Consider the following 11,574-nt stretch of genomic DNA (forward strand, 5'->3'; position numbering starts at 1 on the left):
GACAGAAGATCGCCGTCGAGGGGCGCATCCAGACGCGCAGCTATGACGCGAAGGACGGGACGAAACGCTATGCGACAGAGGTCGTTGTGCAGAGCATGGAATTCTGTGAGAGCAGAAGAAACAGCAGCGCAGGGGGCGCGGGCGACTATCCCGGGACACCTGTGCCGGATGAGGATATTCCGTTTTGAGGAGACATCTAATGACATCGGATGAACAGACGTTATACTTCTTCGCCTTTCGCTATGCCCTTCCGCGACAATCCTATGCACTGTCTCTTGTGTCTCATCTCATCTTGGAGCGCGGTGTAGCACAGGCGGTATAAGAAAAAAGAGCGGTCATGCGCCGCTCTTTTGGTGCGTTCGGAACATATTGGTGACGACAACAACATGACGTGATTCGGATCGGAGGTAGTGGCGTGAGGGCATACGGCGACTATATCAGGGAGACAAAGCGGCTTCTGCGCAGCTACAACAAAATGAAGGTCGCAGCCCTCAATCTCACGGAGGAGATCGAGGCGATGGAACGCCTTTTAGCGGATGAGGGGATTGCGTCCGTACGGTACGGAGATGATACGACGGGCGGCAGGGGAGAACTCACGGCGACGGAGGCGGCTGCGGCGCGGCGGATTCGGATAGCGGGGCGCATCGCTAGTATGCGAGTACGCAAGGAGGAACTTAGGGCGACATTGCAAGCGATAGACCGCGCTCTTTCATCTTTGGACGAGGTCGAAACAGCAGCGGTGCGGGGTCACTATATCGAAGGGGCGACGTGGAACGATATCGCTCTGCGTCTCTCTTACACAGAGAAATGGACGAAGGAGCGCGGATGGAAAGCCCTGCGCGATGTTGCACTCATGATTTTCGGTGTGCAGATGCGTCCCATACAGCTAAAACTGTATCATGAAAAAAGCCCGTAACCCCTTGCAAATAAAGGAGTTACGGGAAAATATTTTGCATAGAATACTTGACAAAATACCCGAAATAGGGTATAATTAAATCATCGAAAGGGGGTGATATAGATGGACAAAGAAGATATAAAATGGATTGCCCAGTTGGTTGTAACAATCATCGTCGGGTTGATTCAAGCACTGGCAACGATGAAAGGAGGACAAAAGAAAAAGCCTAGCCGCAACAAACGCCATAGCAAGCAGAAATAGCGGTTAGGCTGAACCGGACGAGGGGCGAAAGCCCCTTGTCTCAACCTCATTATACATGATTGGAGGAGGCAAAACAATGAAAATATCAAAAGCCCTGCTCTTGGATGTTGTCGTTTGCGTTCTGTTGCTCTATGGAAATTATCTCGTACTTGATTGGCAGTGGAGCAATGTGAAGTCATTTATTTCGGGAGGAGTGATCGGCGTATGGCTCACCATGCGAATCCACTATTGGAGGTCATGACAACAAAGGAAGCGGCGGAGCGATGGGGTAAGGAACATAGCTCTGTGAAGCATCTTTGCACCGGCATACAGGGCAGACCGCCGCGCCTTACGCCCGATGAGTGCAGGAAGTCCGGCGGGACATGGCTCATTACGCGAGCGGGGATGGAGCGGCTCTATGGAGCAGAGAAAGGAGAAAAATCAGAATAAAAAAAGAATAGAATCGGAATATAAAAAGGATGACACGAAAACCGCCCTGCATTCATGCAAGGCGGTTTTATCATAAAATGTATACAGTTGTGGATAACTCGAACGTTTTTCCAACGGTGTTTTTTGTTCCCTTTTACTTCCTTTTTTTCGCGGAAAAACCTGCTATACTGTTAGTGTGGGTGGTTTGGACGAGCCGCCTACCTCTTCCCTCCTTCCTATACGGATACCTCCTTGCGGATAGCCGTCTCAATCGAGGCGGCTTTTTTGTTGGGGGGAATGAGACGTAAATTTCTGCGATTTTTTATAGATCGTCGGCGGGAGATATAAATTTTTATGGGACACGGCTGCGGCGGTGTCCTTTTTGATTGCAGAGGAGGCGGATGTGTGGACGATATAACCCTGCTCCGTGGGGATTGTTTCGAGCGGATGAAGGAGATAGAGGACGGGAGTGTCGCCCTTGTCATTGCAGACCCGCCGTATAATATCGGTGTTCAAACGGAAACGAAAGGGAAGAGGAGAATAAACGCATGGGACAGGATCGACGACTATCCCGCCTTTATGTGGCGTTTCTTTGAGGAGTCCGCCCGTGTGCTGAAGGAGAACGGCGTTCTCTATATGTGGCACAATGACATGACGCAGATCGCGGAAATTATTCATGATGTGCATGAGCGCGGGCAGTTTCGTCTCGTAAGTTTCTGTATCTGGGACAAGGACAAAGGCTATCGGGCACATTCCTGGCTGAACCGCAAGCCGGGGCAGCTGCGCAGCTGGTTCAACCGTTGCGAGTACTGTCTGCACTTCTTCAAAGTGGGGACGGGGGTATGGGCGCATTCTATAGGAGTAGATCGAATCAACAGCAACCCCGACTGTTACCGTTCGATAAAGGATTGGTACGTTACTGAGAAAAAACGCCTTGACCTCACAGATGATGACATCTCCGCCGCTTATAAGACTACAACGGGGAAAGAAGCATATATGATTTCAAGACATTATTTCAAAGATTCCCAATTTGCAATTCCGACGCGTGCAGTGTGGGAGGCTGTTTATGAGCCGTTGGGCTTCGGCAAGAACTACGAGGAGCTGCGGCAGGAGTATGAGGGACTGCGGCGAGAGTATGAGGGATTGAGGCATACGCACGTAAACGATGCGGCGCACTGCAATGTGTGGGAGCGGGCGGTGATTCCGTCGCAGAAGCGTTTCCACACCTGCGAAAAACCCGTTGATATTCTCTCGCGTACCATCCGTACAAGTTCACGTACGGGTGATACCGTTCTTGACCCATTCATGGGCAGCGGATCAACAGGCGTTGCCTGTGTGCAGGAGGGGCGGCGATTCATCGGGATGGAGAAGGAAGAGAAGTATTTTGAAGTCGCAAAGAAGCGCATAGAGGAAGCGCGGGGCGGGTTATTCGTATAAAAGAAAGATCCGCTCCCTTATGAATTGGAAGGAGAGCGGGATACATTTCATTGTTTCTTGCGTCCTTTTTTGTGGGTGAAATGATGCTGAAACGAATCTGTGATATTTGCGGGCGAACGGTGAAGCAGGGGAAGCCCTGCCCGTGTCGCGTGTCCCGCCATCGGGACTATGACATTATGCGGCGGGACAAGAACAAGGCTGCATTCTACCACGGGAAAGCATGGCAAAGAACCGCCGAGGCGGCGCGGCGGCGTGCGCAGTATGCAGATGAGGTTGTCTTTGCCGAAACAGGGCGATTCGTTCGGGGGAATATCGTGCATCATATTGAGCCGATTGGAGAGAATCCCGCGCGCAAATTGGACATGGAAAATCTTATTTTTGTATCGGCACAAACACATAAGAAAATCCACGATGCCTATAACAAGAATCCACGCGCTAAACGGGAAATGCAGGAAAGACTGACAGCGATCCGTCGGAAAAGAGATGAGGCGGGGGCGGGTCAAAAAAGTTTTGAGCAGGAAATATAAAACCGCGACTGGTCCTTTTTCTTGGAAAAACCCCCTAAATGAAATTTTTAGGGACGATTGAAATAATACAGAACAACGAGAGAGGAGGGGCAGCAATGGCGGGACGCCCGCGAAAATCGGTAACGGTTCACAAAGGGAAAAGGAGCAAGGAAGAGCGACTGAACCGCAAGATACAGGAATCGAAAATCAAGGTCGATCGCCTCCAACTCGAGGCGGGTGCGCCGGATTGGCTTTCGCCTGATGCGGCTGAGGAGTATATGCGTATCGTCCGCGAGGCGGGAAAGATTGACCTCTTGGACAACATTGACCGCGCATTCCTTGCCATCTATGCAGACAACTACGACCGCTATACGAAAGCAAGTGCCGCACTGCAAAGAGAGGGCTTGATCGTTGCAACGGAAAACGGAGCGTATTTGTCCCCATACATCAAGATTGCAAGCGATGCGGCGACGCAGATTCATCGCTGCTCCACGAAGCTGGGGCTTGCGGCGACCGACCGCTTGAAGTTGATTGTACCGACGGCGACGGATGACAAGCCGACGAATAAGTTTTTGGAATATCTGTAGGAGGTGACTACATGGAGAAGAAGCGCCGCCGCTCGCCGCCCGTGGAGGAAGAGAGCAGATGATGACCGACAGAACAACGGCATATGCCCGTATGATTGTCGCGGGGCGGAAGATTTGCGGGCGGGCAGAGTATCAGGCGTGCAAGCGTCATCTTGACGATATGGCGGATAGGGATTTTCCATATATCTTTGACGTGAAAGCGGCAGAACATCACATCGACCTTGCAAATCATCTCACCATCGGCGAAGGACGGACGGCTGCGCGACTCACAACGCGCGGATTTCAGAATTTCATCATCGGAAGTCTGTTCGGATGGCGGAGGAAACGATCAGACCTGCGCCGCTTTCGAGAGGGATATATCCAGCTTGCACGGCAAAACGGGAAGTCATTTCTTGCAGGCGAGATGTGCAATGACTACGCGACCTTTGCGGGTTATCAGCATGGTCGCGTCTATTGCACGGCGACGAAGCAGAAACAGGCAAATATCGTATGGGAGGAGGTTGCCAAATTCATATCCTCCGACCCTGATCTTGCCGAGCTCTACAAGGTACGCGAGTATGACCACACCATCCGCTCTCTTGTTACGAATACGACCATAGAAGCCATTGGCAGAGACACAAAGTCCGCCGATGGCTTTCGCTCGATTCTGGCAATCGTGGACGAATACCATGCGCACCCGACCGACCAGATGTATAAACTCATGCTGGACGGTCAGATTGCCGTGAACAATGCGCTCACGCTTGCCATTACAACGGCGGGATTTAACCTGAACGCACCGTGCTATGCGCAGTATCAATTCTGTAAAAAAATCTTGTCGGGCAACGTCCGCAAGGATTCGCTCTTCATCTTCATCACGGAGATGGATGAGGATGATGATATATGGGAGCCGAAGAACTGGGCAAAGGCGAACCCGCTGAACCTCTGGAATCCCGATGATACGCTAAACGATGAGATGATTGCCCGCATGGCGGAGAAGGCAATCGACGCGCGTGAGAAGCAGGGGAATGACCTTGTGAACTTCCAGACCAAGACACTGAATCGTTGGGTGGAGTACACGGGCGGCGGACTTCTTGATCTTGCAGCGTGGCGTGCGTGCGCGTCGGACGAGACGCTTGCAGATATGCGTGGGCGTTCGTGCTATCTCGGGATTGATTTGTCGAGCGGCGGCGATCTCACCAGTATCGCCCTGCTCTTTCCCGGTGAAGATGAGGAAGTCTATCTATGGTCACACAGTTATCTGCCGGAACTGCGTCTCGCCGAGCATATCCGCACGGATGACGCGCCCTATGGCATCTGGAAAGATGCGGGGCTGATTACCCTTACAAGCGGTATCTATGGGGTAAAGACAGATTACAAATACATCATTGCCGACCTCGTGCGCATCATGGAGGAATACGGGATTGAGATCATCGGTTGTGGCTATGACAATCACAATGCGAGCGCGTTCCTGTCTGATCTTGAGGCGGTTCTTCCCTGTGACATCACAGAGGTCAAGCAGTCGGCGCGTGCACTGAACGATGCAACGAAGGATTTTCAGCTGTCCGTGAAAGCAGGTAAGGTGCGCTATGACCGTCAAAATGCACTCCTCACATGGAGCATGGTGAATGCGGTCATATCCGCACCGAACTCGTTCGGGGAGATCAAGATTGACAAGATGACGCAGACGAACCGCATTGATCCGTGTGATGCAGTCATGGACGCATGGGCGGTGTATTTCCACGGACATAACAACACCGTTGTGGACGCAGAAGAGGCGTTGTCTGTTTGGCTGGATGTAACGGGAGGAGGTGAAGAAGAAGATTGAAATTCATGGAGAATGTGAAGCGTCTCTTTCGCAATGAAGCGGAAGGGGGCGTAAAACTTGTGGATATGCACGATTTTTTCTTTCGCGGCGGCAGCACGGGGGATAGTCCCGACCTTTCAGAGATCACCTATTTTACCTGTCTTAAAACGCTGGGCGAATCCATCGGTAAAATGCCCGTCTACCTCATGGACAGCAACAAAGAGCGTGTCATGGAGCACGAAACGACGCGGCTTCTCAGTGTGCAGCCGAACAGCATCATGACACAGCTCCAATTCTTCACAACACTTGAATATCACCGCAATCACTACGGGAATGCCTATGTGCTGATTGAGCGTGAATGCGCACGTCTCAAGAATCTGCATATCCTGCATCCACAGCGCGTGCAGGTGTGGGTGAACAATACAGACGCCTATACCGACCGCCGCTATTTCTACCGATACGCTGACAACCAAACGGGGAAAGAGTATTGGATTGCGCCCGAAGATATGCTTCATCTGCGGGCATGGATTACGGATGATACGGGGCTGGTCGGTAAGTCCGTGCGGCAGATACTCGCCGAGAATATGGCGGGGAATAAGGCGTCACAGAAGTTTTTGAGTGAACTTTATCGCAAAGGACTGACGGCGAATGCGGTTGTGAAATATGTCGGCGACCTGAAAAAACCGGGACAGGACGCGATGCTCAAACGCATTGACGAACAGGCACGTGACAATTCGCGGCGACTTATCACACTGCCCATCGGGGCGGACATCCAGACGCTTGACCTAAAACTCACGGATGCGCAGTTTTACGAACTGAAACGCTATTCCGCGCTGCAGGTCGCCGCTGCGTTTGGTGTCAACCCCGACCATCTGAATGATTACACGAAGTCCAGCTACAACAACAGCGCCATGCAGAACCTTCAATTCTACGTGAACACCCTGCTCTATAATGTCTCACTCTATGAACAGGAGATGAACCGCAAGCTCCTCACGGAAAAGGAGCAGATGGCGGGGAAGGGCTTCAAGTTCAATGTGTGGGTGATTCTGCGCGGCGACCCGTCACAGCAGGCGGATATCCTGCAAAAGATGGTACAGTCGGCAATCTACAGTCCGAATGAGGCACGGGCAAAATTGGACAGCCCGCCGTGCGCGGGCGGGGATGTGCACATGGTCAACGGTTCGTATGTGCGTCTTGAGGATATCGGAAAGGCATACGCCGGCAGGGGAGGTGATACAAGTGATTGAGATACGAAATGAGACGGCAAAAAGCGCGGAACTCTACATTTCCGGAAACATCATCGACGACGACACAGGCGGGGTGATTGAGGAGTGGTATGAGAACAGTGCGGGCTATCAATGGCCGGATAAAATTCGTCAACAGCTGGACGGCTTGCGCGGGAAAGATCTGACCATCTATATCAATTCGGATGGCGGCAGTGTTCCTGCGGGCGTCGCAATGGCGAACATGATTGCGCGGCATGAGGGGCATACAACAGCAATCGTCGATGGCTGGTGCTGCTCTATTGCAACGCAGATTTTCTTTGCGGCGGATGTGCGCAGGATTCCCGCGAACGCCTATCTGATGCTTCATAAGCCCGCCGTATGGAACACAGGAGGCAATGCGAACGATCTGCGCCGGCAAGCGGATGTGCTGGACACGATCCAGCAGGGGCTTGAAGCGACCTATCGGAGGGCGGCGCATGAGGATGTGACCGATGCGGACATTCATGCGATGGTCAATGAGGAGACGTGGCTGACAGGGGAGCAGGCGGCGGCGTTTTTCCGTGTGGAGGTGTTGGAAGCCGTGCGCATGGCGGCATGTGTCGGCAGCGTGAAATTCATGAAAGATGTTCCCGCCGATGTGCGTCTTGCGCCGCATAAAGAGGACGCTGCCAAAGGGCAGCAGGATGAGGAGAATGGCTGCCAAAAGGCAGCGCATGTAAGCAAGGCAAGGGCGGCAATCGCCCTTGCAATCGCGAAAGGAGCGACAATCTAATGAAAAAGTCGGATGAACTCAAGAAGACCGTGGACGAACTGCGTCGCGAGGTCGAAAATCTCCAGCAGGAAGAGAAGTATGAGGAGGCTGCAGCACGAGCAAAGGAACTGACAAACGCCGTACATCTGTACGAAGCTGCAGTTTCCATGGAGACGGCGCAGCGTACGGACTTTGCGGGCGGTGCCGCGCCGATTCAGACGGCATCTGTGAGCGATGCGGTCATGCGTAACCGTGTGTTCAACAAGCTTGTTCTGGGGCGTACGCTTGACGCACAGGAACGTGAGTTTGTGAATCAGATCGGCTCGCCGGGCATGGTGGAGGGAACGCCGGGCAAGGGCGGATATCTTGTACCTGAGGAGCAGATGACGCAGATTCGCGAATATCGCAAGGCGTACACCGCGCTCAAAGATTTCGCGCATGTCCAGCACGCAAACAGCACGTCGGGCAAGATGCCGACGCTCGGCGATGAGACGGGAAAGCTCGTCGCGTTCGAGGAGCTGAACAGCATCCAGCAGTCGGACTTTGATTTCGGTCAGCTGAAATATGAGATCAAGGACTATGGCGATATCATCCCCGTATCGAACCAGCTGCTTGACGATGCCAATGTGAATATCACGGCGATTATCGGACAGCGGTTCGCACGCAAGGCGGTCAACACGGAAAACGATGAGATTCTGAAACTCCTGAAGAAGCTCACGGCAGTGGACGTGACAGACGCGAAGGGATTCATGAAAATCCTCAATGTGACACTTGACCCTGCCTATTACGCGAATACGCGCATCCTCACGAATCAGGACGGCTTTCAGTGGCTCTCCGAACTCGAAGATGCGCAGAAGCGTCCCCTGCTCGTGCCCGATGTTGCCGCGCCCGACACGTACCGCTTCCGTGGCAAGGAGATCATCGTTGTCTCGAACGGGACGCTTGCGACGACGGCAAATAAGATTCCGTTCTACATCGGCAGCTTCGCGGACTATGTCGCGTTCTTCGAACGTGTGGGCGTTGAGATTGCCGTCTCGCAGGACTTTCTTTTCGACAAGTACGCGACCGCGCTGCGCTGCGTGGAACGGTTCGGTGTCGTTGCAGACGACAAGGATGCCGTAAAGCTGGCACAGGTCACGCTGCCCTAAGGATGGAGGTGTGTTATGGCGGTGACTCTGGAACAGGTCAAGGCGTACCTGCGCGTTGACCTTGACGTGGAAGATGACCTTATCCGGCAGTGCATGAATGGCGCGGAATCGTACCTTGTGAATGCGATTGACAGCTTCAAGGAACACTGCAAAAACGAGGATTTTGAAGCCTCGGCGGATATCCTACGCTTTGCGGTCATCGCTGAGATGTATACCCGACGGGACGGACTCGACGAGAAGGTGCAGGAGTTTCCGTACTTCATCCGTTCGATGATCACGCAGCTCCAGAACTATGTTCCGGCAGGTGCGTCATGATTCGTGCGGCGCGGCTTCGGCATCGCATCGAACTCTTGCGACCTGTCTACGGTGAGGATGCGGGATTCGGCGGGGTGGAGGGCTACGCATCCGAGGGTATGGCGTGGGCGGAGTTTCTGCGCCCGCGCTTTACGCAGTCGGATGCGATGGGCAGCGGGGTCGCGACGGAGATTACGCAGGGGATACGGATTCGCCCGCGTCCGATTGAAAAGGGGTGGAAAGTGCAACGCGGCGCAGATACATTCTATGTTCTCCACGTCGATGACAGCACGGCGGGCGAACTCATCCTGACGACGAAAGGAGTTGACCCGGGTGGCTAAAGAGATTCGGATATACGCAAATATCCGAGAAGAAGTCTTTCGCGTGATGGTCGATGTGAGAAAGTACGACGAAAAAACGCAAGCCGCTATCAAGAAAGCGACGAAGGAAGGCATCCAGGCCGTTCATGCCGCTGCCGTACGAGCCGCGCCAATTCGGGCGACAGGAAATCTCCGCAAGGGAATCAAGCAGAAGTTCGACGAGGCGACGTGCTCGGGCGAAGTGCGGGCGGAAGCACCGCATTCCCATCTCGTGGAGTTCGGCACGATGGAGCGCATAACGGCGCCGACAAAGAAGAAACTGGCGCTGAAAATCAACGAATCCTTTGTGCGCGGCTGGATCTTTACGGGCAAGATGCCGAAGAAGCCGTTCATGCGCCCTGCCATAGAGAAGGAACGCGCAAGGCTTGAAGCGAGCATCGAGAGGGCGATGAAGCCATGAGAGTGATACGCGAAGTGCCGATGGTCGCCCATCATGAAGCTCTTGTGAAACTCCTGCAGAAAGGGCAGGACTGCCCTGTGCACGGCGCAGTTCCTCTCAAGGCGAAACGTCCGTACATCACGGTGGGAGATGCGACCTTCAAGCCAAATGGGACGAAGGACTGCCTGATCTGGCGCATATCCACCGTGATTGACGTGTGGGCGGCGAGAGAGCAGAGGAAAAAACTCAATGAGATCATGAACGACGTTTCGACGCTGCTCACGGGATATTGGAACAAACTCCATGTTGAAGGATTTCGCGTCATGGATTGCGACATCGACTTTTTGGAAACGTTTGAAGAAGCGGAGGGCGGGCATCACGGCATCGTGACGCTCGTGACCGATTTGCAGAAATAAGGAGGCTGAAATTATGTTGACGGAACAGGAACTGAAGAAACTGCCGGACAATCCGGCCAAGGCGACGGCGTCTCCAGGCAAAGACACTATGCTCCACATCAACAAGGGGACGGCGGAGTTGCCTATTTGGGTACTGATTGGCGGTCAGCGCAACACGCCGCTTTCGCGCAAGGCGAACACCCTCGACGCATCGCACAAGGCATCGGGCGGCTGGGGCGCAAAGGTGCCGGGGCTGAAGGATTGGTCGATTGAATACAGCGGGCTGATGATCGAGAGCGATGAAGCCTTGCAGATTCTCGATTACTGCTTTACGCAGGGCAAGCAGGTCAATATCAAGCTCGCGTACCCGAATGGCAGCTACCGTACGGGCTGGGGCTACATCACCGCCTACAATGATGATAACGCACATGATGCCATTTCGACGGTCAAGATCACGATCGAAGGAAACGGTCCGATCAGTGAACTTCAGAAACCTTCGGGCGGCAGTGCACAGTCGGGACCTTGACAAGGAGCATGACACATGAAGAAAACAGTTGAGATGACGGCGGCGGGGAAGAAGTGGGAACTCTGTTTCACGATTCGTTCGCTTGCCGTCTTTGAACGCAAGATTGGCAAATCGGTGATTTCGCTCATTGCGGGCGGCGTTGTCCATATGGTTGAGCGGATGGACATTGACGCGACTGTTGCAGGGCTGCGCTGTGCGCTCTCACTCTCAGAGGATGCGGCGTATGACCTCATTGATGAAGTATGTCAGGGCGGCGGGAATCTGGACTACATCAACGGTTGTATCCTTGAAGCCATTCGTGCCACGGGGCTTTTCGATCCGATGGAACAGGATGCGGAGGCGGAGGACGTGGCGGGAAAGCAGTAAGCTCTTTCGGACAGTGGGTAGAGGCGGCGGAGGAGATAGCCTACGCCGAACTCGCCCTAAAACCGAAAGAGTTTGAGGAACTGCAGCCGCATGAATTTCATGCACTCATCCGAGGGTGGAAACGACGCGAAAAGGCACGGGATTACAAGGAAGCCTATTTCGTCGCGTGGTTGATTTCACCGCACTTGAAAGAACCTGTGGGGGCGGAGAAAATCGCGGCACCGCTCTGGTA

Annotated in this window: 17 protein-coding genes; all 17 read left to right on the forward strand. The window is 53.5% G+C overall.

Features of this window, described 5'->3' with window-relative positions; genetic code table 11:
• The coding region (locus tag ACO6BQ_RS02420) for a single-stranded DNA-binding protein (protein WP_489119345.1) at positions 1 to 188 on the forward strand (188 nt) is incomplete at its 5' end.
• A gap of 227 nt (positions 189 to 415) precedes the next feature.
• Positions 416 to 916, forward strand: a complete 501-nt coding sequence (locus ACO6BQ_RS02425) for a hypothetical protein (RefSeq protein WP_489119346.1) — start codon at positions 416 to 418, stop codon at positions 914 to 916.
• A gap of 102 nt (positions 917 to 1,018) precedes the next feature.
• The gene (locus ACO6BQ_RS02430) at positions 1,019 to 1,156 is read left to right on the forward strand and encodes a hypothetical protein (RefSeq protein WP_489119347.1); all 138 of its coding nucleotides are present in this window, start codon (positions 1,019 to 1,021) and stop codon (positions 1,154 to 1,156) included.
• Between the two features lie 204 nt (positions 1,157 to 1,360).
• Positions 1,361 to 1,585, forward strand: a complete 225-nt coding sequence (locus ACO6BQ_RS02435; protein ID WP_489119348.1) for a helix-turn-helix domain-containing protein — start codon at positions 1,361 to 1,363, stop codon at positions 1,583 to 1,585.
• A 384-nt stretch (positions 1,586 to 1,969) separates the two neighbouring features.
• Positions 1,970 to 3,001: a DNA-methyltransferase gene (locus ACO6BQ_RS02440; protein WP_489119349.1), complete on the forward strand. Its 1,032-nt coding sequence runs from the start codon at positions 1,970 to 1,972 to the stop codon at positions 2,999 to 3,001.
• A gap of 83 nt (positions 3,002 to 3,084) precedes the next feature.
• A complete protein-coding gene (locus ACO6BQ_RS02445) occupies positions 3,085 to 3,528 on the forward strand; it encodes a hypothetical protein (RefSeq protein WP_489119350.1) in 444 nt (147 codons plus the stop codon).
• 95 nt (positions 3,529 to 3,623) lie between these two features.
• Positions 3,624 to 4,094, forward strand: coding sequence for a phage terminase small subunit P27 family (locus ACO6BQ_RS02450; protein WP_489119351.1), 471 nt, complete (start codon positions 3,624 to 3,626; stop codon positions 4,092 to 4,094).
• A gap of 58 nt (positions 4,095 to 4,152) precedes the next feature.
• Positions 4,153 to 5,898 carry a terminase large subunit gene (locus ACO6BQ_RS02455; RefSeq protein WP_489119352.1) on the forward strand — a complete coding sequence of 582 codons (1,746 nt, stop codon included), beginning with the start codon at positions 4,153 to 4,155 and terminating at the stop codon, positions 5,896 to 5,898.
• A gap of 5 nt (positions 5,899 to 5,903) precedes the next feature.
• Positions 5,904 to 7,124: a phage portal protein gene (locus ACO6BQ_RS02460; RefSeq protein WP_489119386.1), complete on the forward strand. Its 1,221-nt coding sequence runs from the start codon at positions 5,904 to 5,906 to the stop codon at positions 7,122 to 7,124.
• Complete coding sequence (locus ACO6BQ_RS02465) at positions 7,117 to 7,875, forward strand: head maturation protease, ClpP-related (RefSeq protein ID WP_489119353.1); 759 nt, start codon at positions 7,117 to 7,119, stop codon at positions 7,873 to 7,875. The genes ACO6BQ_RS02460 and ACO6BQ_RS02465 overlap by 8 nt, the downstream gene beginning before the upstream one ends.
• Positions 7,875 to 9,002: a phage major capsid protein gene (locus ACO6BQ_RS02470; protein ID WP_489119354.1), complete on the forward strand. Its 1,128-nt coding sequence runs from the start codon at positions 7,875 to 7,877 to the stop codon at positions 9,000 to 9,002. Before ACO6BQ_RS02465 ends, ACO6BQ_RS02470 begins: the two co-directional genes overlap by 1 nt.
• Positions 9,003 to 9,017: 15 nt before the next feature.
• A complete protein-coding gene (locus ACO6BQ_RS02475) occupies positions 9,018 to 9,317 on the forward strand; it encodes a head-tail connector protein (protein WP_489119355.1) in 300 nt (99 codons plus the stop codon).
• Positions 9,314 to 9,637 (forward strand): head-tail adaptor protein, encoded by a 324-nt coding sequence (locus ACO6BQ_RS02480; RefSeq protein ID WP_489119356.1) that lies wholly within the window; start codon positions 9,314 to 9,316, stop codon positions 9,635 to 9,637. Before ACO6BQ_RS02475 ends, ACO6BQ_RS02480 begins: the two co-directional genes overlap by 4 nt.
• A complete protein-coding gene (locus tag ACO6BQ_RS02485) occupies positions 9,630 to 10,076 on the forward strand; it encodes an HK97-gp10 family putative phage morphogenesis protein (RefSeq protein ID WP_489119357.1) in 447 nt (148 codons plus the stop codon). Before ACO6BQ_RS02480 ends, ACO6BQ_RS02485 begins: the two co-directional genes overlap by 8 nt.
• Complete coding sequence (locus ACO6BQ_RS02490; protein ID WP_485656770.1) at positions 10,073 to 10,471, forward strand: DUF3168 domain-containing protein; 399 nt, start codon at positions 10,073 to 10,075, stop codon at positions 10,469 to 10,471. Before ACO6BQ_RS02485 ends, ACO6BQ_RS02490 begins: the two co-directional genes overlap by 4 nt.
• 13 nt (positions 10,472 to 10,484) lie before the next feature.
• A complete protein-coding gene (locus ACO6BQ_RS02495) occupies positions 10,485 to 10,976 on the forward strand; it encodes a phage tail protein (RefSeq protein WP_489119358.1) in 492 nt (163 codons plus the stop codon).
• Between the two features lie 15 nt (positions 10,977 to 10,991).
• Positions 10,992 to 11,342: a hypothetical protein gene (locus ACO6BQ_RS02500; RefSeq protein ID WP_489119359.1), complete on the forward strand. Its 351-nt coding sequence runs from the start codon at positions 10,992 to 10,994 to the stop codon at positions 11,340 to 11,342.
• The last annotated feature ends 232 nt before the right edge of the window (positions 11,343 to 11,574 follow it).

This window comes from Centipeda sp. (in: firmicutes), from assembly GCF_057271695.1.